This window comes from Streptomyces sp. NPDC087310 (assembly GCF_044744405.1).
Classification (GTDB): Bacteria; Actinomycetota; Actinomycetes; order Streptomycetales; family Streptomycetaceae; genus Streptomyces.
Map to the genome: position 1 here is coordinate 420470 of NZ_JBIUYF010000003.1, position 26728 is coordinate 447197.

At 70.8% G+C, this 26728-nt stretch carries 23 protein-coding genes and 1 pseudogene; 8 read left to right on the forward strand and 16 right to left on the reverse strand.

The window, feature by feature from the left end:
• Positions 1 to 8: 8 nt before the first annotated feature.
• Together ACIO3P_RS12425 and ACIO3P_RS12430 are read left to right on the forward strand one after the other, a co-directional pair.
• Positions 9 to 728, forward strand: a complete 720-nt coding sequence (locus ACIO3P_RS12425) for an ABC transporter permease subunit (protein WP_329822870.1) — start codon at positions 9 to 11, stop codon at positions 726 to 728.
• 294 nt (positions 729 to 1022) lie between these two features.
• A complete protein-coding gene (locus ACIO3P_RS12430; protein ID WP_329822940.1) occupies positions 1023 to 1718 on the forward strand; it encodes a hypothetical protein in 696 nt (231 codons plus the stop codon).
• A 331-nt stretch (positions 1719 to 2049) separates the two neighbouring features.
• On the opposite strand, the gene ACIO3P_RS12435 is transcribed toward ACIO3P_RS12430, so the two are convergent.
• The 9 genes from ACIO3P_RS12435 to ACIO3P_RS12475 all read right to left on the reverse strand — a co-directional run bounded on the left by ACIO3P_RS12435 (position 2050) and on the right by ACIO3P_RS12475 (position 12498).
• Complete coding sequence (locus ACIO3P_RS12435; protein ID WP_401794034.1) at positions 2050 to 2853, reverse strand: HAD family hydrolase; 804 nt, start codon at positions 2851 to 2853, stop codon at positions 2050 to 2052.
• Positions 2854 to 2870: 17 nt separating this feature from the next.
• On the reverse strand, positions 2871 to 4148 hold the full coding sequence (gene serS / locus ACIO3P_RS12440) for a serine--tRNA ligase (protein WP_329822871.1): 1278 nt from the start codon (positions 4146 to 4148) through the stop codon (positions 2871 to 2873).
• Between the two features lie 592 nt (positions 4149 to 4740).
• A complete protein-coding gene (gene pheA, locus ACIO3P_RS12445) occupies positions 4741 to 5676 on the reverse strand; it encodes a prephenate dehydratase (RefSeq protein WP_401849145.1) in 936 nt (311 codons plus the stop codon).
• 113 nt (positions 5677 to 5789) lie between these two features.
• Entirely contained in the window at positions 5790 to 7028 is a 1239-nt protein-coding gene (gene efeB, locus ACIO3P_RS12450) for an iron uptake transporter deferrochelatase/peroxidase subunit (protein ID WP_401849538.1), read from the reverse strand.
• Between the two features lie 162 nt (positions 7029 to 7190).
• The gene (locus ACIO3P_RS12455; protein ID WP_401849146.1) at positions 7191 to 9263 is read right to left on the reverse strand and encodes a copper resistance CopC/CopD family protein; all 2073 of its coding nucleotides are present in this window, start codon (positions 9261 to 9263) and stop codon (positions 7191 to 7193) included.
• A 39-nt stretch (positions 9264 to 9302) separates the two neighbouring features.
• The gene (locus tag ACIO3P_RS12460) at positions 9303 to 9752 is read right to left on the reverse strand and encodes a copper chaperone PCu(A)C (RefSeq protein WP_329822874.1); all 450 of its coding nucleotides are present in this window, start codon (positions 9750 to 9752) and stop codon (positions 9303 to 9305) included.
• The gene (locus ACIO3P_RS12465) at positions 9749 to 10408 is read right to left on the reverse strand and encodes an SCO family protein (RefSeq protein WP_329822875.1); all 660 of its coding nucleotides are present in this window, start codon (positions 10406 to 10408) and stop codon (positions 9749 to 9751) included. Before ACIO3P_RS12465 ends, ACIO3P_RS12460 begins: the two co-directional genes overlap by 4 nt.
• 135 nt (positions 10409 to 10543) lie before the next feature.
• On the reverse strand, positions 10544 to 11305 hold the full coding sequence (locus tag ACIO3P_RS12470) for a YcnI family protein (protein WP_401849539.1): 762 nt from the start codon (positions 11303 to 11305) through the stop codon (positions 10544 to 10546).
• 353 nt (positions 11306 to 11658) lie between these two features.
• Positions 11659 to 12498: a hypothetical protein gene (locus ACIO3P_RS12475; protein ID WP_329822876.1), complete on the reverse strand. Its 840-nt coding sequence runs from the start codon at positions 12496 to 12498 to the stop codon at positions 11659 to 11661.
• A 240-nt stretch (positions 12499 to 12738) separates the two neighbouring features.
• Between ACIO3P_RS12475 and ACIO3P_RS12480 the strand changes: the two genes are divergently transcribed.
• Positions 12739 to 13194: an ATP-binding protein gene (locus tag ACIO3P_RS12480; RefSeq protein ID WP_329822877.1), complete on the forward strand. Its 456-nt coding sequence runs from the start codon at positions 12739 to 12741 to the stop codon at positions 13192 to 13194.
• A 141-nt stretch (positions 13195 to 13335) separates the two neighbouring features.
• Here ACIO3P_RS12480 and ACIO3P_RS12485 read toward each other — a convergent pair whose 3' ends face one another.
• A complete protein-coding gene (locus tag ACIO3P_RS12485) occupies positions 13336 to 14817 on the reverse strand; it encodes an aminopeptidase P family protein (RefSeq protein ID WP_329822878.1) in 1482 nt (493 codons plus the stop codon).
• An 83-nt stretch (positions 14818 to 14900) separates the two neighbouring features.
• Positions 14901 to 16525 (reverse strand): annotated as a pseudogene (locus ACIO3P_RS12490) (PP2C family protein-serine/threonine phosphatase).
• Positions 16526 to 17148: 623 nt separating this feature from the next.
• On the opposite strand from ACIO3P_RS12490, the gene ACIO3P_RS12495 reads away from it, so the two are divergent.
• Positions 17149 to 17841: a bifunctional DNA primase/polymerase gene (locus tag ACIO3P_RS12495; protein ID WP_329822879.1), complete on the forward strand. Its 693-nt coding sequence runs from the start codon at positions 17149 to 17151 to the stop codon at positions 17839 to 17841.
• A gap of 222 nt (positions 17842 to 18063) precedes the next feature.
• Complete coding sequence (locus ACIO3P_RS12500) at positions 18064 to 18735, forward strand: hypothetical protein (protein WP_401849147.1); 672 nt, start codon at positions 18064 to 18066, stop codon at positions 18733 to 18735.
• 246 nt (positions 18736 to 18981) lie between these two features.
• On the opposite strand, the gene ACIO3P_RS12505 is transcribed toward ACIO3P_RS12500, so the two are convergent.
• From ACIO3P_RS12505 to ACIO3P_RS12515, 3 genes are all read right to left on the reverse strand, one after another.
• Positions 18982 to 19947 (reverse strand): DUF5926 family protein, encoded by a 966-nt coding sequence (locus tag ACIO3P_RS12505; protein WP_401849149.1) that lies wholly within the window; start codon positions 19945 to 19947, stop codon positions 18982 to 18984.
• Between the two features lie 257 nt (positions 19948 to 20204).
• Positions 20205 to 20948: an ATP-binding protein gene (locus ACIO3P_RS12510; RefSeq protein WP_329822882.1), complete on the reverse strand. Its 744-nt coding sequence runs from the start codon at positions 20946 to 20948 to the stop codon at positions 20205 to 20207.
• Positions 20949 to 21031: 83 nt separating this feature from the next.
• A complete protein-coding gene (locus tag ACIO3P_RS12515; protein WP_401849151.1) occupies positions 21032 to 21832 on the reverse strand; it encodes a glycerophosphodiester phosphodiesterase in 801 nt (266 codons plus the stop codon).
• A gap of 216 nt (positions 21833 to 22048) precedes the next feature.
• Here ACIO3P_RS12515 and ACIO3P_RS12520 point away from each other — a divergent pair, with 216 nt between their 5' ends.
• Positions 22049 to 23695 (forward strand): trypsin-like peptidase domain-containing protein, encoded by a 1647-nt coding sequence (locus tag ACIO3P_RS12520; RefSeq protein ID WP_401793437.1) that lies wholly within the window; start codon positions 22049 to 22051, stop codon positions 23693 to 23695.
• A 231-nt stretch (positions 23696 to 23926) separates the two neighbouring features.
• On the opposite strand, the gene ACIO3P_RS12525 is transcribed toward ACIO3P_RS12520, so the two are convergent.
• Both ACIO3P_RS12525 and ACIO3P_RS12530 read right to left on the reverse strand, forming a co-directional pair.
• The gene (locus ACIO3P_RS12525) at positions 23927 to 24241 is read right to left on the reverse strand and encodes a hypothetical protein (protein ID WP_401849152.1); all 315 of its coding nucleotides are present in this window, start codon (positions 24239 to 24241) and stop codon (positions 23927 to 23929) included.
• Positions 24238 to 24744 (reverse strand): DUF6232 family protein, encoded by a 507-nt coding sequence (locus ACIO3P_RS12530; RefSeq protein WP_329822886.1) that lies wholly within the window; start codon positions 24742 to 24744, stop codon positions 24238 to 24240. Before ACIO3P_RS12530 ends, ACIO3P_RS12525 begins: the two co-directional genes overlap by 4 nt.
• Before the next feature lie 409 nt (positions 24745 to 25153).
• Here ACIO3P_RS12530 and ACIO3P_RS12535 point away from each other — a divergent pair, with 409 nt between their 5' ends.
• Together ACIO3P_RS12535 and ACIO3P_RS12540 are read left to right on the forward strand one after the other, a co-directional pair.
• Entirely contained in the window at positions 25154 to 25942 is a 789-nt protein-coding gene (locus ACIO3P_RS12535) for a GntR family transcriptional regulator (RefSeq protein WP_329822887.1), read from the forward strand.
• Positions 25943 to 25947: 5 nt separating this feature from the next.
• A complete protein-coding gene (locus ACIO3P_RS12540) occupies positions 25948 to 26706 on the forward strand; it encodes a glycosyltransferase family 2 protein (RefSeq protein ID WP_401849154.1) in 759 nt (252 codons plus the stop codon).
• Positions 26707 to 26728: the final 22 nt, after the last annotated feature.

Genomic DNA, 26728 nt, shown 5'->3' on the forward strand with positions numbered 1-26728 from the left:
GTGACGTCATGTACAACCCCACAGTCGCCCGGCTCACCTACCGGGCCCTGCTCGGCAGGCGCCGGGCCGCGATCCTCTTCGTACTGCCCGCGCTGCTGATCCTGATGGCGGTCGCCGTCCGTACGTTCAACGGGGTCGACGACCAGATCGCCTCGGAGGTGCTGGGCGGCTTCGCCCTCGCGACGATGGTCCCGCTGATCGGTGTGATCGCCGGTACGGGCGCGATCGGCCCCGAGATCGACGACGGGTCGATCGTCTATCTGCTCTCCAAGCCGGTGAAGCGGTCGGCGATCATCTTCACCAAACTGATCGTGGCGATCGCCGTCACCATGGCCTTCTCCGCGATCCCCACCTTCATCGCCGGATGGATCCTCAACGGCAACGGCCAGCAGATCGCGATCGCCTACACGGTCGCGGCGCTCGTCGCCTCGATCGCGTACAGCGCGCTCTTCCTGCTGCTCGGTACGGTCAGCCGGCACGCCGTGGTCATCGGCCTCGTCTACGCGCTGGTCTGGGAGACCCTCTTCGGCAGCCTGGTGTCCGGCGCGCGGACGCTCAGCGTCCAGCAGTGGGCACTGGCGCTCGCCCAGAAGATCGGCGAGGGCTCCACGATCACCTCGGACGTCGGGCTGCCCCTGGCGCTGACCCTGCTGGTGGGCGTCTCGGTGGCGGCGACCTGGTACGCGGGCCAGAAGCTGCGGACACTGACGCTCGCGGGTGAGGAGTGAGGGCTTGAGGAACTGAGGAACCCTCAGCGCCCTCAGTTCCTCAGGGTTCCTCAAGGCCCTGAGAAGCCCTGCTGAAGCCGCGTAACTGTACGTTTATCGGCTCGTTGTTCCGTGTGCGTGGAGGCAACTGGAGTTCGTAGCGTCGAGCGTTCGTGAATCTGGGGATTGCCGGTGGCGGCTCGACGGAGCCGCCGCACCGGTCATTGAGTTGAGTAGCCACCGTGAGCCGACCTCCGCCCCTGAAGCCCGGGGAGAGGGCCGACCATCATCGGTTCACGAATGGAAGGCATGCTCATGCCACCTGAAGGTGCTCTGCTCGAATCGCGCTCGATGCGCGTTGAGTATTTGGGGCGCGTCGACGCGCTCGACAAGATCAAGGCCCTTGTCATGCTCCCGGATGGTATTCACATCCGCACAGAAGACCTCTCCCGGTACTTCGAAGTATCCACAGATGTCATCAGGCAGGTGACGGCGAGGCATCGAGCCGAGCTCGCAGAAAGCGGTATGCGAGTGCTCCGAGGCTCTGACCTGCGGAAATTTCATAGTGACATGGTGTCACTATGGGGCGGGCGCTATGCCGAGAGTTATCCACAGGCCGCCACTCAACTCACGCTGTACACCCGCCGTGCCGTCCTCAACATCGCGATGCTTCTTCGCGACAGCGACATCGCGCGGTGCGTCCGTACGTACCTTCTCGACGCCGAGGAGGGCTGGCGCGAGGGGTACGCCGCACTCGACCGTCGGGTGACGGATGTCGAGTCCTGCCTCGGCGGGGTCGGGGTGGCGCTCCAGGAGCTGGGGCCGGTGCTGAACCGGATGTCGTACCGGCTCGACAGCCTCGACCGGCGGCTCGACGCCACCAACCAGGTGGTCGCCGCGATCAGTAACCGGCTGTGCGAGATGTCGGACCGTATCGACCGGGTGGACGCCAAGGTGGATCACGTGGCTCAGCAGGTGGGGGAGTTGCGGCGCGGCCGTAAGCGCCGCTGATCAGTTCCCGGCGGACCGGGCAGGCCCCCTGCGGATAATCAGTGGCGGGCCATGGTGCGCCGGGAGCACAGTAGGTGGTGTCACGGCAGCCGATCTGCCGGGGCGCACCACCGACCGGGAGCGGAGCGCGGCGATGACCGGCTGACGAGTCCGCCGAGATCTGTCGCGTTCCGAACAGGGCGGCGCCGCGCCGGCACCGGAGAAGCCATCACCACTCCGCGCAGCCGCACGAGTGCCGTCCGGGGGCGGCCGCTTCGAGCGCGCATCCGCGCGGGCCGTCCCTCCCGTACTCCCTCGCTCCCCGCGCCGTGTCCGCCACCAGGCGGCCGGCTCAGCCGAGCAGCAGCTTCTCCAGCACCACCGCGATGCCGTCGTCCATGTGGGAGTCCGTGATCTCGTCCGCCACGGCCTTCAGCTCCGCGTGCGCGTTCGCCATCGCCACGCCGTGCCGCGCCCAGCCGAACATCGGGATGTCGTTGGGCATGTCGCCGAACGCGATCGTGTCCGCCGCCTTCACGCCGAGCCGGCGCGCGGCCAGCGAGAGGCCCGTGGCCTTCGTCAGGCCCAGGGGAAGGATCTCCACTACCCCCTCGCCCGCCATCACCACGTCGACCAGACTGCCGACCGTCGCCCGCGCGGCCTGTGCCAGCGCGTCGTCGTCCAGCCCCGGGTGCTGGATGTAGACCTTGTTCAGCGGCGCCGCCCACAGCTCCGCCGGGTCCTCGACGAGCGTGGTCAGCAGCGGGCCCTCCTGCAACCGGAAGCCGGAGGTGACCAGGACCTCGCCGTCGAGCCCGTCCCGGCTCACGGCCAGGGCGAGCGGGCCGACCTCGCTCTCGACCTTGGCGAGCGCCAGCCCGGCGAGCTGCCGGTCCAGCGTCAGGGAGGTCAGCAGCCGGTGCTCACCGGCGTGGTAGACCTGCGCGCCCTGCCCGCACACCGCGAGGCCCTCGTACCCCAGGTCGTCCAGGACATGGCGTGTCCACGGCACGGACCGTCCGGTGACGATGATGTGCGCCGCACCCGCCGCGGTGACCGCGGCGAGCGCTTCGCGCGTACGCCCGGAGACCGTGCCGTCGTCCCGCAGCAGTGTGCCGTCGAGATCGGTCGCGACCAGCTTGTACGGGAACGGCACGGCAGCCGGGTCGGTGGTCACTTGGCGATCGGCTCCAGCACCTCACGGCCGCCCAGGTACGGACGGAGCATCTCGGGCACCCTGACCGTACCGTCGGCCTGCTGGTGGTTCTCCAGGATCGCCACGATCGTGCGCGGCACGGCGCACAGCGTGCCGTTCAGCGTCGAGAGCGGCTTGACCTGCTTGCCCTCGCGCATCCGGACCGAGAGCCTGCGGGCCTGGAAGCCGTCGCAGTTGGACGCCGAGGTCAGCTCGCGGTACTTGCCCTGCGTCGGGATCCACGCCTCGCAGTCGAACTTGCGCGAGGCCGACGCGCCCAGGTCGCCCGTCGCCACATCGATCACCTGGAAGGGCAGCTCAAGGGCGGTCAGCCACTGCTTCTCCCACTCCAGGAGCCGCTGGTGCTCGGACTGGGCCTCCGCCGGGTCGACGTACGAGAACATCTCGACCTTGTCGAACTGGTGGACCCGGAAGATGCCCCGGGTGTCCTTGCCGTACGTACCGGCCTCGCGGCGGAAGCACGGCGAGTAGCCCGCGTACCGCAGGGGCAGCTTGTCGGCCTCGATGATCTCGTCCATGTGGTACGCGGCGAGGGGCACCTCCGACGTACCCACCAGGTAGTAGTCGTCCTTCTCCAGGTGGTACACGTTCTCGGACGCTTGGCCGAGGAAGCCCGTGCCCTCCATGGCGCGCGGGCGGACCAGCGCCGGGGTGAGCATCGGGATGAAGCCGGCCTCGGTGGCCTGCGCGATCGCCGCGTTGACCAGCGCCAGCTCCAGCAGGGCGCCGACCCCGGTCAGGTAGTAGAAGCGCGAGCCCGACACCTTGGCGCCGCGCTCGACGTCGATGGCGCCCAGCGACTCGCCCAGTTCGAGGTGGTCCTTCGGGGCGAAGCCCTCCGCCCCGAAGTCACGGATCGTGCCGTGCGTCTCCAGGACGACGAAGTCCTCCTCGCCGCCCACCGGGACGTCGGGGTGGACGACGTTGCCGAGCTGGAGGAGGAGCCGCTTGGCCTCCTCGTCGGCCTCGTGCTGCTCGGCGTCGGCGGCCTTGACGTCGCCCTTGAGCTGCTCGGCCTTCTTGAGCAGCTCGGCGCGCTCCTCGGCGGACGCCTTGGGGATCAGCTTGCCGAGCGCCTTCTGCTCGGAGCGCAGCTCGTCGAAGCGGACGCCGGACGACCTGCGCCGCTCGTCGGCGGAGAGCAGGGCGTCGACAAGGGCGACGTCCTCTCCACGGGCGCGCTGGGAGGCGCGAACACGGTCGGGGTCCTCACGAAGCAGGCGAAGGTCAATCACCCCACCAGGCTACCGGTGCGCACTGACAACGCCCCACTCGATTGTCGACAGGCACGCCCACTGTCCGAATTGCCGCATTTGTTAAAACTGTCGGGAAATCCTTTGCGGGTCTTCCGTTGTTCGTCAATAAAGGGGATTGAATTCGCCGGAACGAGGCATTCGCGTGTCGTCGCCTTGACCCACTTCCCTTGCGTGGGGCGGGACTTGGGAGGGGTGACGGAGGGGTGCGGGCCGCCTGTTGTCCACAGAAAGGCGGGCTCCCCCCCAAGTTATCCACAGGCTGTGCGGGAGATCTGTGGATCAAAGGAAAGGCCGCTTCGAAAGCTGGGGGGAGGGTGGAAAGAGCGCCGCTCAAACCCACTTCACACACTCATTCGGGTGGGAATTGCTCGCCCTAACGAGTTGATCACGGGAATGGGGGTGACGCCGGGCGGCCGGAGGCCCTGTGGACGAAAGGGGGACGACTGCGGAGATTTGTCGACCGCGTCGACGCGGGATGTCGACTTGTCCCCAGGTCGAGAACCGACCCTGTGGATAACTCGGGCCTCTGTCCACAGGCCCTGTGCCATGGCACAGGGCCGGCGGATCGACCTCAGGTCCGGCCGTCCTGGCTGCGGGCCAGCCACTCCGCCGCGTCGATGAACTCGGCGTCCGAGGTTCCGGGACGCAGCCTCTGTACGTCCGCCGCCGACACCCCGGCCCGCGGATACGAACCGAGGAACCGCACCTTGGGGCAGATCCGCTTCAGCCCCATCAGCGCCTCCCCCACCCGGCGGTCCGAGATGTGGCCCTCGGCGTCCACGGCGAAGCAGTAGTTGCCGATGCCCGCGCCGGTGGGCCGCGACTGGATCAGCATCAGGTTGACGCCGCGCACCGCGAACTCCTGAAGCAGTTCGAGCAGCGCGCCCGGGTGGTCGTCGCCCAGCCAGAGGACCACCGAGGTCTTGTCCGCGCCCGTCGGCGACGCGGGGCGCGCGGGCCGGCCCACCAGGACGAAGCGCGTCTCCGCGTTCTCCGCGTCGTGGATCTCGCTGACCAGGGGTTCGAGGCCGTACGTCGCCGCCGCGAACGCGCCGGCGAAGGCCGCGTCGAAGCGGCCCTCCTGCACGAGCCGCGCCCCGTCCGCGTTCGACGCGGCCGACTCCCACAGCGCGTCCGGGAGCTGGGCCCGCAGCCAGTTGCGCACCTGCGGCTGGGCCACCGGGTGCCCGGTCACCGTCTTCACGTCGGAGAGCTTCGTACCCGGCCGCACGAGCAGGGCGAAGGCGATCGGCAGCACCACCTCGCGGTAGATCATCAGGGGCTCGCCGGAGGCCAGTTCGTCGAGGGTCGAGGTGACCCCGCCCTCCACCGAGTTCTCGATCGGTACGAGGGCCGCCGCGGCCTCTCCGCTCCGTACGGCGTCGAGAGCCGCCGGAACCGACACCATCGGGACCAGCTCCCGCGTGGCGGCTTCGGGGAGAGTGCGGAGGGCGGCTTCCGTGAAGGTGCCCTCGGGGCCGAGATACGTATAGCGCGTGGCCGACATACGGTCACCCTAATGGCCCGGCCACACCGATGGTTCCCGTGGCAGGGCAGGGCAGGGCAGGGCAGGGCCGCAAGGCAAGGCAAGGCAGGGCAGGGCCGCAGGGCGGGGCAGGCTCAGGACTCCAGCAGCCGCTGGCCGACGTACTCCCCCCGGCCCGCGCCTCCCGGCACCGCGAACAGCCCGCTCGACTCGTGGCGGATGAACGCCGACAGCGCGTCCCCGCGGTCGAGCTTGCGCTGCACGGGTACGAACCCCTTGAGCGGGTCGGCCTGCCAGCAGACGAAGAGGAGCCCGGCGTCCGGTGTTCCGTCGGCGCCGATGCCGTCGTGGAAGGAGAACGGACGGCGCAGCATGGCGGCCCCGCCGTTCGCGTCCGGCCGGGAGATCCGGGCGTGCGCGTTGCTGGGGATCATGAGATCGCCGTCGGGTCCGCGCTTGTCGAGATCCGGCTCGGTGGTCTCCGTACCGCCGGTGAGCGGGGCTCCGTCGGCCTTGCGGCGCCCGATGACCTGCTCCTGCTTCGCCACCGTCAGCTCCTCCCAGTCGTCGAGGAGCATGCGGATGCGCCGTACGACCGCGTACGAGCCGCCGGCCATCCACTCCGGGGTGCCTGCGGGCACCTTCGCCGGTACGAAGATCCGCTGGTCGAAGTCCGGGTCGGACGGTTTCGGGTTACGGGTGCCGTCGACCTGGCCCATCAGATTGCGGGCGGTCATGGGCTGCGCGGTAGCGCCGGGGGAGCGGTTGAACCCGTTCATCTGCCAGCGCACCCGGGCCGCCGAGCCCGCGTCCTTCTGGAGCGTGCGCAGGGCGTGGAAGGCGACCAGCGCGTCGTCGGAGCCGATCTGGATCCACAGGTCGCCGTTGCTGCGCGCGGCGTCGAGATGGTCGGAGGAGAAGGCGGGCAGGGGGTCGAGGGCGGTGGGGCGGTGGGTGGTGAGTTCCGTACGGTCGAAGAAGGTGCGGCCGAAGCCGAAGGTCACGGTGAGGGAGGACGGGCCGGCGTCCAGGGCGATCCCGGTGTCATGGCCGCCGCTCTTGAGGCTTCCGGTCCGGTCGGTGGACGGTTCGCCGGCCATCAGTGCCTGGGCCGAGGCCGACCAGCGGCGGAGCAGCGCGGCGGCCTCCTTCCGGCCCGCGCCGGGGGCCAGGTCGAAGGCGACCAGGTGGCCGCGGGCGTGCGCCGGGGTGGTGATGCCGGACTGGTGTGCGCCGTGGAAGGGGACGGCCTCGGTGCCGACGGTGGTCAGCGCGGTGACCGGTTCGGGGCGGCGGGCGGTCGCGTAGCCGGCGCCGCCCGCGGCGCCGAGCGCCAGTCCGGCGGCTCCGGCGGCGCCCGCGGTGCCGAGCAGCCGCCGTCTGGAGACGGTGGGGGTGCCGGCCGTCCTCGCGTCGTCGGGCGCGTCAGAGGGAGCCGAGGCGGCCGAGGGAGCCGAGGAGGGATCCGAGGAGGCGTTCGGGCCGTTCGGGCCGGCCGGGGTGGTCGGGGTCTGTCGGGTGTCGCTCACGGTGAGTCAGCCGATCTTCACGTTCTTGTCGACGGTCGTCTGGTCGATGTCCGAGGTCCGCACGGTCACCTGGAGCTTCCAGTCACCGGGCATCGGGAGCAGGACGGGGTCCGCGGTCCATTTTCCGGCGGCGGCGCGTACGGGCACGATCGGCAGCGGGCCGATCTTCTCGGCCGTGAGGGTGAACGCGATCTTCACCTCGGGCACGTCCATGACCTTTCCCTCGGCGTCGTCGAGGTAGATGTCCATGACGTTCACGCCGGAGCGTGCCGGGTCGAGGGTGAGCCTGACGGTGCCCTGGCCGTTCTCGCCGCCGGTGTCGAAGGGCAGGGTGACGGTGGTGGGGCCCGTCTTCTCGGGCTCGGTGGCCGCCGCTGCGCCGGCCCGGCCGGTCTCCTGCTCGGCGGTACGGGCCGGCTCGGTGGAGGTCAGCACGGTCGTGACGGCGAGGAGTACGACGGCCACGCCGGCCTCGGCGAGAACGGAGCGGCGCAGTCCGGTCCGCTCGGGATCGGAGTCACGCAGACGTTTCTGGCGTGCGCTCGCCATCGCGGCTTTCTGGCGTGTGAGCTGGGTAGCTCTCTCGGCGTCACCAACGACGGTTGTCGCCGCGGGGGTCTCGGGTCCACTCCCAGTCTCCGGTTCCGCCGCGGCTTCGGCCTTCGCTCCTGTCCCTGTCCCTACCTCTGCCTCTGCTTCTGTCCCTGCCTCCGAGCCTGTTCCTGAGTCCGCCCCTGTCCCTTCCGCGAGCCGTCCTGTCCACCGTCGTGAGAACCAGGCGATCACGACCAGGACGGCCACCAGCCCGACCTTGACCAGAAGGAGCCGCCCGTATGACGTTCCCCCGAGCGCCGACCACGATCCGACCTGCCGCCAGGACTGGTAGAGCCCGGTCGCGGCGAGGACGACGACGCTGACGAAAGCGATGCGGGAGAAGCGCCGTATCGCCGCGCTCTCTATGAAAGGCGCCTTGTAGAGGGCGATGAGCAGCGCTGTCAGCCCGCCGAGCCAGGTGGCCACCGCCAGCAGGTGCAGGACGTCCACGGGCATGGCGACACCGGGCTGGATCCCGGTCGAGGCATGTTCGGCGAGAGCCCAGGTGGCGGCGATCCCGGCGGCGACGACGGTGCCGCCCATCCCTAGTCCGAAAGCGAGGTCGTTCTTCTCCGTGCTCGGCGTCTTCTCCGCCGTTCCGGTGCTCTCCCTCGTTCCCGTGCTCTCCTCCGTGCCTTCCCCTGGGTTCGCCTCCTCCCCTTTCTCTTCCGGCGCCTCGCGCCTGGCGTACGTGCCGAAGAGAACGGCGATGAACAGGGCGGCGGCGCCGAGCAGCAGCAGCCGGGAGACGAGGGCCGCGCCGGTCTTGGTGGTCAGGACGTCCTGGAGCCCGCCGAGGTCGAAGGCGTCGGCCAGCTTGCCCGAGCCGGTGTACGGGGTGCGCAGGAGCAGCATGGCGAGGGTGGCGGCGGTCAGGGCGAGCCAGCCCTGGACGACGAGCCGTTGCAGGGGCCGTACGGACGCGCCGCGCTGCCAGCAGAGGAGGATGAAGGCCGTGCCGCCGACGAGCAGGATGAAGCCGGTGTACGCGAGGTAGCGGGTGATGTCGTACAGGGTGCCCACGAGCCCGCCGCCGACCTTCTCGTCGGGGACGGCGGCGGTGGTCTTGGAGGGTGCTCCGATGGAGAAGGTGAAGGCCCCGGAGACGGGGTGGCTGTCGGCGGAGACGGCCCGCCACGCGACGGTGTAGGTGCCGTCGGGCAGGCCGGCTTTCAGGCCGACGCCGTATTTGACGGTGGAGCCTGTGCCCAGATCGCGGATCTTCGCGGTGTCGGCGCGCTTGTTGTCCGGATCGAGTACGCGGATCGAGTCGTCGCCCATGGCGATCTGCTCGGAGAAAGTGAGGGTGATGTCCTGAGGGGCGGTGGCGACCACCGCCCCGTCCTCGGGGGTGCTCCCGGTGAGTGCTGCGTGCGCCGATGCCGTGCCGGAGAGCACGGTGAGGACGGTGCCGAGGAGCACCGTGGTGACGAGAAGCAGCCGCACCAGGGATACGGCTCCGAAGCGCGGGGCGGTGGCTGTCATAGGTCTCTCAGTCCCTCGGTCTGGGGCGGGGTCTCCGCCTCAGTGGTGGGCGGGGTTGTAGGTGGTCTCCTTCACGGGAAGCTCGACCTTGATGGGGTCGGCCTTCTCGAAGTGCAGTTCGATGCCGACCTTCTGGCCCTGCGCGGGGCGGGACTTGAGATTCATGAACATGAGATGGCTGCCGCCGCGTTCGAGATCCAGTGCGCCGCCGGCGGGGATGTCGAAGGACTTCACCTCCTGCATCTTCTGGTTCTCGGTCCGGTGGATGGTGACGTCGTCGGAGATGTCGCTGGTGACGGAGGTGAGTTTGTCGTCGGCGGCGCCGCTGTTGGTGACGGTGAGGAAGCCGGCGCCGAGGTCGCTGACGGGGCGGGGCATGTAGCCGTCGCTGACCTTGAGTTCGGGGGTGTTCGGAGAGGAGCAGGCGGTCAGGGTGAGCGTGGTGGTGAGGCCGATGGTGAGTACGAGGGAGGTGGTGCGCCGGTTCACGGGTTCTCGCCCTTGATGATCTTCGGGAGGTCCTTGGCGTAGTCGTCCGAGGTGGCGTCCTCGCCGTACAGGACGTATCCGGCGTCGGTCTTCGGTGAGAACGCGATGACCTGGGTGCCGTGCATGGAGACGGTGGTGCCGTCCTTCTCCTTCTTGGGGGCGTCGATGCCGATGCCGAGCTGGCGTGCGCCCGCCTGGATGGTCGGGAAGTCGCCGGTCAGCCCGACGAAGGTCGGGTCGCCGGCGCTGGGCAGCCACTTGGCGAGCTCGGCGGAGGTATCCCGCTCGGGGTCGGTGGTGACGAAGACGACCTGGAGCTTCTCCTGGTCCGCCTTGGGGAGCGACTTCCTGGCGATGGCGATGTTGCTCATCGTCAGCGGACAGACGTCCGGGCAGTTGGTGTAGCCGAAGTAGATCAGCGTCGGCTTGCCCTTGGTCGCCTCGCGGAGGTCGTACTCCTTGCCCTGGGTGTCCTTGAGGACGAGGTTCGGCTTCTTGAACGGCTGGTCGAGCACCGTCGCGGCCTGGGTCTTGGCCTGGGTGGAGACATCGGCGACCGGCTTCGCGGAGTCGTCGCCGCTGCCGCAGGCGGTGAGGGTGAGTGCTGCCACGGCCGCGAGAGCGGCGGCGGTGGTCACGGTCTTCTTGGTGCGCATAGGGCTGTTTCCTGGTGTGAGTGCGGTGGCGGCCGGACGAGCGGGCCGGGGGAGTCCCAGCCTCGCCCGCCACGGCCGCGTCGTACGTGGTGCGGTGGGTACGGCGTGTCAGGGCCGCGGGTCGGGGACCGCGGGTCAGGCGGTGGTACGGCGCCGGCCGGCCAGGACGCCGAACGCCACCCCCGCCGCGCCGACGGCGATGCCGACACCGCCGAGGACGCGGGCGGTCGTGTCGCTGCTGTCGGCGGAGGCCGTCTCGGTGGCGCCGTTCTGCTGGGCACCGGTCTTGGCCGCGGCCTTGTCGGCGTCGGCGTCCGAGGCGGAGTCGTGGTCGGAGTCGGAGCCGGAGCCGCCGTGCCCGTCACCCGTGGCCGCGGTGAGCTTCAGCACCGGTGCGGGGCTCTGGGGTTCCTCCTCGCCCTCCTTGGGCTCCTCGATCCACCGGACGACTTCCTTGTTGTCGTACGTCTGGAGGGCCTTGAAGACCAGTTGGTCGGTGTCCTCGGGGAGTTGCCCGACGGAGAGCGGGAACTGCTGGAACTCACCGGGGCCGATCTTGCCGCCGGTCGAGGTCCAGGTGACCTTGGAGACGGCCTCGGTGATGGTGTTGCCGTGCATCTTCAGCGGCTTGGTGAGCTTTTCCTTGGCCACGGTGGCCTTCCAGCCGGGCACGGGCTGCGGCATCACGGAGGCCAGCGGGTGGTCGGCCGGGAAGTTCACCTCGATCTTGGTGGTGGAGGCGTCGTCCCGCTCGTTGGGCACCTTGAAGTTGATGACGGCGTAGCCGCCCTGGGCGGCCTCGCCCTGGGGCTGCACGCCGACATGCGCGGAGGCAGGTCCGGCCAGCAGGAACAGGGCGGAGCCGGCGACACCACCGACGACGGCGAGACGGCCGATGGCGAGACGGCCGACGGTGAGACGGTCGACGGTGGGGGAGCCGAGGGGCAGCGAGGAGAAGGCTCGGAACACGGAACACTCCACAGGATGAGGGAAGCGGTGATCGGTCGGTGGGCGTGCCGGAAGCTCACCCGGCCCAGGACCGGCCGAGGCGCGCGCGGCTGCGAGCGCGACGGCACGGCGACACTCCCCCCGACCACACACCGAGCACCGACTGAAGCAGCCAGAAGCCTTCTGAAGCAGTCAGAAGCCGTCTGAAAACGACTGGAATCAACGGGAATCGACGGGAATGGCTCGACGGAGCGCGCGAAAGCGCGGGCCGTGCGTGGGTGCGTGGGGCGGGGTCTGTCGCGTCAGGCCGCGAGAGCGCAGACGGCCGGCGGGCCGCGCCTGATCACCGTGTGCTGGAGTGTTTCCCCGGCCGGCACCGGGTGAGCGCCGTGCGAGGAGGCGTGCGCGGCGCGCGGCTCGGGCGTGGGCACGCCGGGGAGCCCGGCGCGCAGGGCCCGTACGAGCGCGAGAGCGGCGCGCAGGGCGCGCAGCGGCGCACTCTCCGCGACCTCGCCGATGCCGTCCGCCGAGAGCTTGCCGAGCCGGAGCAGCGCCAGGTCGCCGCGGCGCAGCAGCCAGCCGGCCGCGAGGGCGGCCAGCAGGTGCGCGAGCATCATCGGTACGGAGGGCAGCAGCCCCTCGCCCGAGGCGGTGAGTGGTCCGGTGGCCGCGGATCCGACCGTCGCCATGTGGTGATGGGCGCCGCCCGCCGCCGACTGCGCCGCGCCCGTCGAGGTCGGTGCGGCGACGCCCGCCTCGGCCAGGATGCGCTGCGCGTCGACGGGGCTCAGCGGGCCGGAGCCCGCCCCGCAGACGAATCTCGCGGCCATGCGGATCAGTACGTCGTCGCTGCCGGCCGGGACACGGATCTGGTGCTGGCCGATGCCGAACAGGGTGTGCAGACCGAGCTGGCCGCCCGCCAGGGCGATGACGACGGCCCCGGTGGAGCGGGCGCGTCCGGCCAGCGGCGCCGCGACCGCGAAGACCCCCAGGAATCCCACGAGCAGGGTCCACCAGGGGACGGGCGCACAGGCCGCCACGGCGTGTCCCGTCGCCGACAGCAGGACGCAGACCGCGGTGAACACCGCGGCCCTCAGCAGCCGCGGCGCGGCTCCGGCACGTATGCGGACGGGACTGGACATGGCCGGGCCATCATCGCACTGCGGCACCCGGCTCCGTAGGGCAGGTCCGGAAGGTCAGCGTCTGCCCGATGTCAGCCCTTTCCATGCATGACTCGCCCTATACACGCCGTGCATCCGCCTCGCATCCGCCGAATGAGGGCTATCACGTCAATCGTGTGCTTACAGGGCGGCCGGTGGGGCAATACGTATCGGTATGTCGAGCCGCAGCAGCCTGAACAGCCGCAGCCAGGAGGCTGACACATGAGCATCTGGTGGTCTCTCCACTTGCGACGTGAAGCCGCGAGCGTTCCGCTCGCCCGGCGCCTTCTGCTCGACGCCATGCGGACCGCGGGGGTCGATCCGGACATCTCGTTCGACCTGTCGGTCGCCCTCACCGAGGCTTGCGCGAACGCCGTCGAGCACGGCGGGGGTGAACGTTCCTCCGGGGACGCGCCCGGCGCGTACCAGGTGACCGCGTATCTCGACGGCGAGCGTTGCCGTATCGAGGTGGCCGATTCCGGCCCCGGTTTCCCGGCCCGGCGGGTGGTGCGCCGTCCCGCCGCGACCGCGGCGACCGCCGAGAACGGCCGCGGGCTCCGCATGATCGAGCAGCTCGCCGACCACGTGCACGTCCGTAACCGGCCGGGGCACGGCGCCGTCGTCAGCTTCGACAAGGTCCTCAAATGGCGCGGGGACGCCCTGCTGAGCGTGGGCTGACACCGGAGCGTGGGCCGACCACCGGAGCGTGGGCCGGCGCCCGCGAACCGGATCCCTGCGCCGGCCCGGTCCCCGTAGGCCGCTCCCGGCCGACCGAAGAGGCCGGCCGGGAGCGGCCCACCAGGAGCGGGCCGCGTCAGGTCAGGACTGCTTGAGGGCCGCCATCCATGCCTCGACCTCGTCCGCCCGGCGCGGCAGACCGGCCGACAGGTTCCGGTTCCCGTCCTCCGTGACGAGGATGTCGTCCTCGATCCGGACGCCGATCCCCCGGTACTCCTCCGGCACGGTCAGATCATCGGCCTGGAAGTAGAGACCTGGCTCGACGGTCAGGCACATGCCCGGCTCCAGCGTCCCGTCCACGTACGCCTCCCGCCGCGCGGCGGCGCAGTCGTGGACGTCGAGGCCGAGCATGTGGCCGGTGCCGTGCAGGGTCCAGCGGCGCTGGAGCCCCAGTTCGAGGGCGCGCTCGACCGGGCCCTCCAGCAGCCCCCACTCGACCAGCTTCTCGGCGAGGACGCGCTGCGAGGCGTCGTGGAAGTCCCGGTACTTCGCGCCGGGCCTGACCGCCGCGATACCCGCCTCCTGGGACTCGTACACCGCGTCGTAGATCTTCCGCTGGATCTCGCTGTAGCTGCCGTTGATCGGCAGCGTGCGCGTGACGTCGGCGGTGTAGAGGGTGTGCGTCTCCACACCGGCGTCGAGCAGCAGCAGGTCGCCGGAGCGTACGTCGCCGTCGTTCCGTACCCAGTGCAGGGTGGTCGCGTGCGGGCCCGCCGCGCAGATCGAGCCGTAACCGATGTCGTTGCCCTCGACGCGGGCGCGCAGGAAGAAGGTTCCCTCGATGTAGCGCTCGCTGGTCGCCTCGGCCTTGTCGAGGATCCGTACGACGTCCTCGAAGCCCCGGACGGTCGAGTCGACGGCCTTCTGCAGCTCGCCGATCTCGAAGGCGTCCTTCACGGCGCGCGCCTCGGAGAGATGGGCGCGCAGCTCCTCGTCGCGCTCGGCGGTGACCTTGTCGGCCAGCGCCGCCTCGATCCCCGCGTCATGTCCACGGACGGCACGGACGGGCCCCGTGGCCGCCGTGAGCGCCGCGGGCAGCTCCCGTACGTCCTTGGCGGGCAGGCCGAGGAGCTGCTCCGCCTCGTCGAGCGAGTGGCGGCGGCCGACCCACAGCTCGCCCTGGCCGTCGAGCCAGAACTCGCCGTTCTCGCGGTTGGAGCGCGGCAGCAGGTAGACGGTCGCCCGGTGCCCTCCGTCGTGCGGCTCCAGGACGAGGACGCCGTCCTGGGTCTGGTCGCCGGTGAGGTACGCGTACTCCGTGGACGCGCGGAACGCGTACTCGGTGTCGTTCGAGCGCGTCTTCAGGTTCCCCGCGGGGACCACCAGGCGCTCGCCGGGGAAGCGCGCGGAGAGGGCGGCGCGGCGGGCGGCGGTCTCGGCCGCCTGCGGGATGGGGCGCAGGCCGTGCAGCGCGGTGTCGGCCCAGCCGGACTTCATGTTCTCTGCGAGCTCGTCGGACACGCCGGGGTACAGACCGTTCTTCCGCTGCTTGATGGGTTCTTCCGCCGACCCGGGGGTCTCCGCTTCCGGTTCGGGTGTCTCCGGGGTGAGCTCTTCAGCCACGTCTTCTCCTCGTACGAAAGCCCATTTTTTCCATCGTATGTGTGACGGGAAGAGGGGCGGGTTTCTGTGAGGAATCAGAGGAATCAGTCGAAGCGGGCGGCGAGCAGCACGACGTCCCCGTCGTCCTCTTCCCGTGGTCCTTCCTGTCGGCCTTGCTGTCGGCCTTCGGGGAACAGGGTCCGCAGGACATGGTCCGCGACGTCCCCCGGATCGTTCCGCGCGGACGGGGGGACGCTCGCCGCCGCCGCGTGCAGACGCGCGAAGGCGCGGTCCATAGGAGCGCCGGTACGGCGCAGCAGCCCATCTGTGTAAAGCAGCAACGTTTCGCCCGACGCGGCCCACAGTTCCACGCTCGGCGCCTGCCAGCAGGAGAGCATCCCGAGCGGCGCGGACAGGGTCGTCTCGACGTATTCGGTACGCCGGTCCCCGACGATCAGCGGTGGCGCGTGCCCCGCCCCGGCGAACACGATCTTGCGTGGACCGGGCTCGGCGTACGCGAAGAGCGCGGTGGCCGTACGGGCGGGCTCGGTGAGCCGGAGGAGCAGTTCCAGGTCGGAGAGTACGGCGACGGGGTCCTCGCCCTCCATCACGGCGTACGCCCGCAGGGCGGCGCGCAGCCGCGCCGCGGCGGCGAGCGCGCCGGGCCCCGAGCCGCTGACCGAACCGACGGACAGGCTCAGGGCGCCCTCGGGGAGCGGCAGCGCGTCGTACCAGTCGCCGCCGTATCCGTGCCCGTGCCCGTGATCGTGGTCGTGCCCGTAGGCGCCGAAGCCGGCGCGGCGCGCGGCCAGCCGTACGCCGGGGACCCGGGGCAGCAGGCCGGGCCGCAGCTCCTCGGCGAGGGCGTTGGCGCGGGCGCGGGTCCGTTCCAGCTCCAGCAGCCGGGCGAGGTGGGCGGCGGCGTGGCGGGCGTAGAGGCCGACGAGATGGCGCCGGCGCTCCGCCGGTTCGGCGGGCTCGTCGTACAACCAGACGGCCACGCCGAGCTGTCCCGAGCACGCCGGGGTCGCCTCCGTGGCCGAATCGGTGCGCAGGGGTACGGCGTAACTCGCCCCGTAGCCGAGGCGGGCGGCGACCTCGCGCAGGCGCGGGTCCGTGGCCGGATCCGCGAACAGATCGGGTTCGGCCACGCCGTCGGCCGACCGGGCGGCGCCGGACCCGGAGACGGCCCCGGAGCCGGACCTAGAGCCGGACCCGGAGCCGGCGCCGTCGAGGAGCAGCCTGCCGTACGCGCTCGCGTGGCGCGGCACGGTCTCCAGATGGCCGAGTTCGGCGTGCGAGAGGCCGAGGCCGACGGTGGTGACGGGGCCGAGCCCGTCGGCCGGTTCCAGTACCACCAGGCCGCGTGGGGCGCCGACCAGGGCGGCCCCGGCGCGCAGCAGTTCGTCGAGCGCGGCCTCCCGCGAACCGGTTCTGGACAGACGTTCCACGAGTTCGTGGAGCGTGGTCAGATCCGAGACCCAGCCGGCCAGCCGGTCCTGGATCAGTGCACCCGGCGGGGCCGGAATGACGTCGCGCGGCGCGGCAGTGTGCGCGGAAGCAGTGATCGCTGAATCGATTCCAGCCACTTTCGGCAAGTTAGGGGCGCTCATGGCGGTCGCTCCCCGGTGGGTGCGTTTCGCTCAATAGCATCGCAAACCCCCATGTCATTCTGCACGGCTGGCATTGCATCCACATGTACACGCACAGCAGATGCAATGTCCAGCATTGTCCTGGCGCAGTGGTGGGTTTCTGTGGGATCCTGAAGTTGTCCAAAAAATGACCCCCCTGACCATGTTTTGCGATCGACTGAGGGCGTTCAACAGGGGGTCTGCCAGGGCTGAGTTCCACAACGGCCCTGGTGGAGCGCCATGGAGCGTCATTCCGAACGTGAGCGTCATTCCGAACATGCGGGGTACGTAAACGGTGACGGACAGGGGCAGTTGGGACCGCCCCGGAACCTGGCGGCGGGCCTTGGCGTCTTAACCGCCGTAGGCCACACCCCATCCCCCGGAGTGGCGAGAAAAGCACAGCGGGACAGCGGGAAACCAAGCGCCCTACCAAGCGCGACACGCGACAGCGGAACAGCAAGCGCCATGCGCACGCCACCCCTCGCCACACGTTCCACCCCGTTCAGACCACGCGACGAACCGAAGAAGTGACGACGACCGTCCGTGATCGGTCCAGGTACGGTGCGACGCGCCGCGGACCAGGAACGACGGTTCGCGCCTCGGGCGGGCAGGGGGCGGCCGAGCGTTGGATGTACGCACGGTGAAGTGATGCACACACATGCACACGCAGGTTGTCAGTGTCATGTGGACCTCGGCGTTCAACGGAAAGGAACGAGCGCTCATGCGCGAGATCCTCGGAAGGCGACGCAGGCTCCGGCTCCGGCGCAAGGGGAGCAAGAAGAGTCCTGCCCAGCTCGACGCGGCGCTCATCTGCGCCTCGGAGTGGGGTTGGCCGGTACTTCCCGGCGTCGGCCTCAAAGCGGCCGGCGGACGGGGGACCCGCGGACCGGGCTGTGCCTGCCCCGACCCCGAATGCGTCGTACCCGGCGCCCACCCCTTCGATCCCGGGCTGCTCGCGGCGACCACTGACGCGCGCATGGTGCGCTGGTGGTGGAACAACCGCCCCACGGCCCCGATCGTGCTGGCCACCGGCGGCGCCGCGCCGTGCGCGGTGAGCCTGCCGGCCGTCGCCGGCGCGCGGGCGCTGGTGGAGCTGGACCGGATGGGCATGCGGCTCGGCCCGGTCGTGGCGACGCCCACGCGCTGGTCGCTGCTGGTGGCCCCGTACACCCTCGAACAACTCGGCGAGCTGCTGTACGCGAAGGACTGGGTGCCCAGTTCGCTGCGGTTCCACGGCGAGGGCGGCTATCTCGTCCTGCCGCCGTCCGAGGCGGCCGGCGGGCAGGTCCGCTGGGAGCGGGAGCCCCTGGCGGGGTCCGCGGCGCCCTGGCTGCCGGATGTCGAGGCGGTCGTGGACGCGCTGGTGGAGGCGAGCACCGGAGCGCCGGACGGCGGCAGCAGGCTCGCGTACTGAGACAGGCGCCCGGCGACGCGTGGCCGGCCCGGATCCGGGAGGGCTCGGAAGGGCCGGCCCGTCCGGGTCGTCCTGTCCGGGTCGTCCTGTCGTGCGGCGGCTCCCGCGTCGGCGCGTACGCCGGCGGTGTCACTCGTACGGGTGTGAGCCGGGCCGAGTTGTCCGGGAAGTGGCCGCGCGGTGTCCCTGAGCGGCCTGCTCCGCCGTTATCTTCGGCCCACCATGAATCTCCGCATGATCGGGCTCTCGGCCGCCGTGGTGTGCGCCGCACTGGTGCCCCTGGTGGCCTCCGCGGGCTCCCTCGGCCCCTCCCTGGGCTCCTTGGGCTCTCTCGACGCCCTCGGCCCCGAGGGAGGCCCAGGGACCGCCTCCGCCCCCGAACCGGCCGCCGCGCCGGTCGCCGAGGACGAACAGCCGCGTACGGACGCCACCGACACGGCGGCCCGTACGGACACCTGGTCGCGCATGGACACCGAGTCCCGCACGGACACCGAGGCCCGTGCGGACGCGCCGGTGCGGACCGTCGAGCTGTGCGGGCCTGAAGTCGTCTCTCCCGAGGGCGTCGAGGCGCAGACATGCGTCCTGGCCGACGGTCCCGCCGCGGGCGGCGACACCTGGGGCCGTACTTACTATCGCAATGCGACGGGCCGTGAACTGCTCGCCGTACTCAGCCTGATGGGCCCGCGCGGGCGCACCGTACAGACGCATTGCGCGATCGCGGCGGACGACGAACCGGCGACCTGTGAAACGCCGCGTGAGCCGTCCCGGGGAAAGCGTTCCGGCTATCTGGCGATGGCGGAGTTCGCGGCGCCGGGGAAGAGCGGGAGCGGGGCGCACGAGGGGCCCCTGCTGTTGCGTTCGGGAAGCAACTCCCCCGGCCCTGCGGCCGGTTGACCCGACGGCCGACAGGGGCGGACGGGACCGGGAACGCGAACGCCCGGTCGCTGGCGACGGGGGATGCACCAGCGACCGGGCTTCTAGAACGGTAACAAGAGATCGGCGGTTAGCAAATTCGATCCGGCGTATTCGGACAACGAATTACTTGCCAGTACGGCAAAGTGTGACTGGTGTCACCGGACTCCTGTGAACTTCTGTGGACTTCCGTGGAACCCTTTGGGATCGCAACCCCTCGGGGGCCGCTCAGCTCAGCGTGACCTGTCGGTTGGTGAGGCCGCCGCGCGCCCGGCGCTCTTCGCCCGTCAGCGGCGCGTCGTCGGCGAGGGCCGCCGCCAGCCGCTCGGCGAACTCCGCCGCGGGCTTCTCGCACTCCTCCGCGCCCATCGCGCTCGGCAGGTCCCACACCGGGACGGTGAGGCCGTGCGCCCGGAAGGAACCGACCAGCCGGGTCCCCTCGCCGAGGCTCGACGCGCCCGCCGCGTGCAGCCGCGCGAGCGCGTCCAGCAGCTTCTCCTCGGGGTGCGGCATGACCCAGCGGAGGTGGTTCTTCTCCGGCGTCTCGCACCAGTACGCGGCGTCCGTGCCGGAGAGCAGGGAGGTCGGGATGGCGGCCGCGTTGGCGCGCTCCAGGGAGGCGGTCACCTCCGCCGAGCTGTTCTCCGCGTCCGGCACCCAGAACTCGAACCCGGAGTGCACGACCGGGGTGAACGGCGCCGCGGGGTCCAGCAGGTCCTGGAGGCGGGGGCCGTCGGCGGGCACCCGGTGGGCGGCCACCGGCTGGCCCGGCTCGGAGGCCAGGGCGCGCAGCAGGGTGTCGGCGAGGTCGCGGCTCAGATCGCCGGACGACGTGTCGTTCTGGAGGGCGAGCAGGACGGAGCCGTCGTCGCGACGCAGCGCGGGCCAGGCCATCGGCAGGACCGTCGCGAGCGTCACGGAGGGCACGCCCTCGGGCAGCCCGTCCTTGAGGGTCAGCTCGACGGTGGCGGCGGGCACCAGTTCGCGCAGCGCGACCCAGTCGCACTCGCCGGCCAGGCCCTCGAAGGGGCGCTGGACCAGCTCGGTGACGGCGTGCGCGGCGGCGCGGCCGTGACACGCCTTGTAGCGGCGGCCCGAATCGCACGGGCAGGGCTCGCGGGCCCCCACCACCGGGACGGGGCCGTCCTTGAGCTGAGCCTTCGCGGCCTTCGTCTGGGGGCGCTTCTTGGCCATGGTGGCTTTCTCCCGGGAACGGCGATGCGGTGTCGCCGCGAGCCTAGCGTCCCGCTCGGACAGGGCCCGGCCGTACGGGGCTCACGGGGGAGCGCGGGGCGGCCCGAGCGCCGTACGTACCCCCTCGTCCGGGCGCACGGACGTACGGGCGAGGCGGTACGGACGAGGGGTACGGGCGGAGAGGTGCGGCGCCACGAACGGGGGACGGCGTTCGGGACGGTCCGTCCGGGGCGCGGCGCGTCGGCCTTGTCGGCGCGTCAGTCCCTGTCGTCGCGGGAGTCCGCGAAATCCAGCCCGCCGAGATCGTCGATCCTGCCGAGACCGCCGAGGCCGTCGAGCCCGTCCAGCCCCTCGAAGCCGTCCAGCCCGTCCAGTCCGCCCATGCCTTCCAGGCTCTCCAGCCCGTCGAGGTCGTCGAGATCGCCGAGCCCCGTCAGGGCGGGGGCCGTGACGCGCGTGGCGAAGTCCTCGCGGCGGTGCCCTTCGGTGACGATCACCCAGACGGTGACCTCGCCGGTCGCGCTGTCCCGTACGCCCCACTCCTGCGCCAGGGCCGAGATGATGTTCAGTCCGCGGCCGCCGCGTGCCGTGACCGAGGGTGTGGCCGGAATGGGCCGGGTCGGGCCGCCGCCGTCCGTCACCTCGACCGTCAGCCGCCCCGCCTTGTCGACGCGCCACTCCGCGCGGATGTCGCCGTCGCCGATCTCCGAATGCCCCAGCGGCCTGCCGTGCCGGCACGCGTTGCTGACCAGTTCGGAAAGGATCAGTACGGCATCGTCGACGACCGACTCCGAGACCCCGCTGCGGCTCAACTGCTCCCGCATACGGTGCCGCGCCTTACCCACGCCCGCAGGGCCATGGGGAACGGCCATGCAAGACGACGTGGGTACTTCCTGTGTCACCACAAACGCCACCCCCGAGACCTCCTTTGCCCCACGCCACGGTGTGAATGCCCCAACGGCCTGAGCCGGAAACCGGCCGGACGAGAGCCTTTGGCGCACTCGTACCGATCGCCTTTACGACGAACGCGCCGGTGCACACCCGTAACCGTCCGTATCCCGCGGGCGGTCGCGTGAGGGAGGCGTCAGACGGGCCGGCCGAGTTGGGACAGCACCTGGCGGGGCCGGTTGGTGATGATCGCGTCGACGCCGAGACGTACACAGAGGTCGACGTCCTCCGGTTCGTTCACCGTCCATACGTGGACGCGGTGGCCCGCCTGCTGCAGCCGGGTGATGTAGCCGGGATGGTTGCGGACGATGCGCATCCCGGGCCCGGCGATGCGCGCGCCGGCGGGCAGCCGTCCGTCGCGCAGCCGGGGCGAGACGAACTGCATCAGGTACACGGTGGGGAGCTGGGGCGCGGCGTTCGCGATCCGGTGCAGCGAGCGCGCCGAGAAGCTCATGATCCGTACGCCGGATTCCGCGTCGCCCGGAGTGTCCAGGCCGAAGCGGCGCAGCAGGTGCAGCAGCCGGTCCTCCACCTGGCCGGCCCAGCGGGTGGGATGTTTGGTCTCGATGGCGAGCTGGAGGGGGCGGCTGGCGTCCGCGACGAGTTCGAGGAGGCGTTCCAGCGTCAGTACGGAGGTGAACTCCGGGTCCCGCCAGTCCGGGCTCTCCTCGCTGTCCTTCCAGGAGCCGAAGTCGAGCGTCGCGAGATCGGCCAGCTCCAGGGCGGAGACCGCGCCGCGTCCGTTGGAGGTGCGGTTGACGCGACGGTCGTGGACGCAGACGAGATGGCCGTCGGCGGTGAGCCGTACGTCGCACTCAAGGGCGTCCGCGCCGTCCTCGATGGCTTTCGTGTACGCGGCCAGGGTGTGCTCGGGGGCGTCCTCCGAGGCTCCGCGATGGGCGACGACCTGGATGCTGTGCTGTCGTGCTTGGGTCACCGCGTCATGGTGTCATCGTGACGGGGTAGACGGGTGTTCGACGGGGGCCGTTCCGGGGTCTCCTCCAGAGCTGTCCGTAATGTCCGGAGTAAAGGTTGGCAGGCAGATACACAGGTCCTGCTTACAGTGGTCTGACGTGCTGTGGGAAAAGCTGACCGCAGACACTTGCACAGCGGACTCTTGCCGAAGACCGAGTGGAACCGAGGAGAAAGAGCTGTGAGCACCGAGAACGAGGGCACCGCGGGCCCCGCCGTCCCGTCCGTACCTCCCGTACCGGATGCCGCTCCCGCGGGCACACCCGCGTCCGCTCCGCGAGAGGTCGCACGAGAGGCCGCACCCGAGCCCGCGGACCAGCGGCCGGGCCCGACGCCGACAGGCGCGCAGCCGGGCCAGGCCCCGACGCAGCCGCACCCGACGGGCCCGCACCCGACGGCCCCGCACCCGGCGGCCCCTCAGCCGACGGGCGCCGCGCCGGAGCAGCCCGCGGGCGCGCCGCAGCAGCCGGGCCAGGCACCGCCGTCCCCGTACGCGGCCCCCGCCTACCCCGCGCCGGAGTATGCGGCTCCCACGCCGCCCCACGGGCCCGTCCCGGCGGGCGCGTCCGTGGGTACGCCCACCGCGGCGCAGCCCGTGGGGGCCGGCTGGCCGCCGCCCCCGCCCGTACTCCCCTCCTACGGAGGCGGCGGTGACGGCGGCTCCTGGGGTGCGCCGATGCCGGGGCACGAGCCGCCGAAGCCGCCGCGCGGACGCGGGGGCGGGCTCATCGCCGCCGTGCTGGTGGCCGCGCTCGTCGCGGGCGGGGTCGGCGGCGGGATCGGTTACTGGGCGGCGGAGAACAACGACAACGGCGGCGCGGATTCCACGACCGTCTCCGCGGCGGACACGCCGAAGGAGGCCAAGCGTGCCGCGGGTACGGTCGCCTCGGTGGCCGCCAAGTCGCTGCCGAGCGTCGTCACGATCGACGCGAAGGGCGGCAACGGCGAGGGCGGTACGGGCACCGGCTTCGTCTACGACAAGGAAGGCCACATCCTCACCAACAACCATGTGGTGGCCTCCGCGGCCGACGGCGGTGACCTCACCGCGACCTTCTCCAACGGCAAGAAGTACAACGCCGAGGTCGTGGGCCGGGCCGAGGGGTACGACGTCGCGGTCGTGAAGCTGAAGAACGCGCCCGCCGGCCTCTCCCCCCTTCCCCTCGCCAACTCGGAGCAGGTGGCGGTCGGCGACACGACGATCGCGATCGGCGCGCCCTTCGGCCTCTCCAACACGGTGACGACGGGCATCATCAGCGCCAAGAACCGCCCGGTCGCCTCCGGTGACGGCTCGGGCTCCAGCAACTCGTACATGAGCGCCCTCCAGACCGACGCGTCGATCAACCCCGGCAACTCCGGCGGCCCGCTGCTGGACGCGCGGGGCGCGGTCATCGGCATCAACTCGGCCATCCAGTCGGCGGGCAGCGGCGGCCTGGGCCAGTCCCAGGCGGGCTCGATCGGCCTCGGCTTCGCCATCCCGATCAACCAGGCGAAGAACGTCGCTGAGCAGCTCATCAGGACGGGCAAGCCGGTCTACCCGGTGATCGGCGCCACGGTCACGATGAGCGAGGCGAGTGAGGGCGCCACGATCGCCTCCCAGGGCGAGGGCGGCAGCCCCGCAGTCTCCCCGAACGGCCCCGCGGCCAAGGCGGGTCTGAAGGCGGGCGACGTCATCACGAAGTTCAACGACCTCCCGATCGACAGCGGCCCGACCCTGATCGGCCTGATCTGGACCCACAAGCCGGGCGACAAGGTCACCATCACCTACAAGCGCGCCGGCAAGGAGTCCACGGCCCAGGTCACCCTGGGCGAACGCGAGGGCGAAAGCTGAGCCGTCCGCGGTGTCAGCGGGCGGCAGCCGCCTTGCGGAGGGCTTCCCAGCTCCCCGCGAGCTTCCCCGTAAGGCCATGTGCGGGCATGTGAAGGCATATGAGGCGGGGCACCGAACCCATTCCGGTGCCCCGCCTCCGCGCGTCCTGCCCCACCACGCCCTGGGGCCCACCACGCCCTGCCCCACGAAGCCCTCGTGGCCGGTTACGCCGGGCCGGGCCCGGCCTCCTGCCTACTGCAGCCCGAAAGCCTCCATCAGCCGGCTGATCGCCTCGATCACCGGTACGCCCACTCCACCGACCAGCGCGGCGATTCCGCCGATGTCGGCCAGTGCCTGACGGAACCTCTGCCGGTCCATCGGGCCGTCATGGTTGATGACGGCCAGGGAGTCGTCGATGACCGCCCGGTCCGCCCCCTGCACCTGACCGCGAAGGGCCAGCGCCGCGTTGACCATCTGCGCGTGGGCCGTTCGCGCGTCCAGCGGTCCCTGGCTCTTGACGATGCCGATGTTGAAGTTGCCGAACTGCGTGACGCTGTCGCCGCTCACGTGGTCACCTTGCCTACGTTGTTGTCGCCGACCTGGTAGATGCTGTCGCCGTTGATGTTGTAGGTCTGCATCTGGTAGTGGAACTGGATCTCCGGGTTGTCCATCGCCGCCATGACCTGCTGGAAGACGGTGTCCATCTCTTTCTTGTCGTCACTGACGAGCGCGGTCTGCGGACTTCCCGAAGTCGTCAGTTCAAGAACGTGAAGAGTGGGAGCGTTCAGCGTCCTGTACAGCTCATGGATGCTGCGGGCGATCAGCCCGAGAGCGAGAAGCAGGATCACGGTGCCGAAAAACGTGGATGCCTGCATGATCCCGAATGCGATGGACATCAGGATGAGCTCACGCACGAGCCTTTTCGCGAACTGGATTTTCGCCCCGCGGCGATTGGGCGTCACTACCTTCATCGACGTCCGGGCGATGTTGCGCAGCGGATAGGTCTCCGCTCCCACCCAGAGGACTCCTCTGCTGACCTGGACTTCCGTTATGCCGCGTGAATACGACATGTACTTCCCCCATTTCGCCCCGAGGGGGCGCTGTGTGTTGCACGTACGACACCACGTGAGAATCGGGGAGGTCCGCGATGCCCGGCGGCGCGGAAGATGTCGGCCGGGGCGGGGTGATCTTTCTGGGGCCTGTGCGGCGAGGGGACGACTGATGCTCACATGGTGTAGGTGGTACCCAGGGATGGTATTCCCGTGGCGAAGTGAATCAATCCATTTCGTTAATTACTTCGACAATGGGCATTCTGTGTCCAGGTCCTTGATTCTTATGTCTGAATCTTTTCGCCGATGGCCGTTTCGGGTGGCCGTTTCGGGTGGCCGCTGCGGGTGACGAGAGAGAGTTCCCCGAGTCGTCAGGACCTCTTGAGGAGTCGTATCCTGGCGCCGTCGTACCAGAGGGCGGTGAGCACACATGGCCAAGGCGTACGAGCGGATCGCGGACGACCTGCGGGAGTCCATCCGCGCGGGTGAGCCGCGACCCGGTGACCGGCTGCCCTCGGAGACGAAGCTCGCGGAGCGCTACCGCCGGAGCGTCCCCACCATCCGTGACGCTCTCCGGGTGCTCCGGGACGAGGGGCTGGTCGAGAAGCAGCACGGACGGGGCAACTTCGTCCGCCGCGCCCGTACGAAGGTGCTGCGCAGCAACGACCGGCACCAGTGGGAGAAGGACCGGGCGCGTCGGCCGGAGGCCGAGCGGCTGGCGACGGGGTCCACCGAGCAGGCCACCGGACTCCGCGTCGACGATCTCGTCTTCCAGGCGGCCTACCGGGAGGTCAAGGCGGACGAGCGGCTGGCCGAGGTGCTCGGCGTTCCTGAGGGCACCGCCCTGGTGGAGCGTACGTACCGGACGCGGTACGCGGCGGAGACCGCGCCGTTCGCGCTGGTCACCTCGTACCTTGTCCGCGCGCTGGTCGAGCCGAACCCCGACCTCCTGGACGCGGCCAACGAGCCCTGGCCGGGCGGCACGCAGAACCAGCTTCTCTCGGTGGGGATCGAGCTGGACCGTATCGAGGAGCGGGTGACCGCCCGGCCGCCGACGCCCGAGGAGGCGGCGGAGCTGGAGCTGCCGCCGGGGACGTCGGTCCTGCTGCTCCGGAAGACGTCGTACGACATCGGTGGCCGTGTGGTGGAGATGTCCGAGGTCACGTTGTCCGGCGACCGCACGGAAATGCTCTTCGTCACGCCTCTGGAAAGGTGGTGAGTGCCGTGCGTCGGCGCATCGTCGTCATTACCGCCGTTCACGCCCCGTCCGCGCACTTCCTGCCGGACGCGTACGCGTCGCTGCTCGCACAGGAGTTGCCCGAGGGGTGGGAGTGGCACTGGCTGATCCAGGAGGACGGCCGGAGCGACGAGGTCGCCCCGTACGTTCCCGACGATCCGCGGGTGACCTTCGCCCAGGGGCGGCCCGGCGGCCCGGGGACGGCGCGTACGCTCGCGCTCGCGCTGGCGGACGGCGAGTACGTCAAGGTCCTGGACGCCGACGACCAGTTGACGGCGGGCGCGCTCGCCCGTGACCTGGCCGTACTCGAAGGCGACCGTGCCCTTGGCTGGACGACGTCGCGCGCTTTGGATCTGCTGCCCGACGGCTCCACGGTCGGCTTCCCGGGGGACCCCGACGAGGGGGTGATCGAGCGGGGCGCCCTGTTCGCGCACTGGTCGGCGAACGACTACCGGCCCCAGGTCGTCCCGGGCACCCTCTTCGCCCGCCGCCATCTCGTCCTCGCGCTCGGCGGCTGGATGGCCTTGCCGGCCTCCGAGGACACCGGGCTGCTGCTCGCGCTGGACGCCGTCAGCCAGGGCTGGTACACGGCCGAGGTCGGCCTCCTGTACCGCAAGTGGCCCGGCCAGTCGACGAGCCGGCCGGCGCACATCGACCCGGCGGAGCGGGACGCGCGGATGGCGGTGGTGGAGGCACGGGCGCGGGCCCTGTCGGGCCTCCGGTGGAGCTCCCCGCCCACCGACTGAGCCCCGCCCGCCGGCCCCGCCC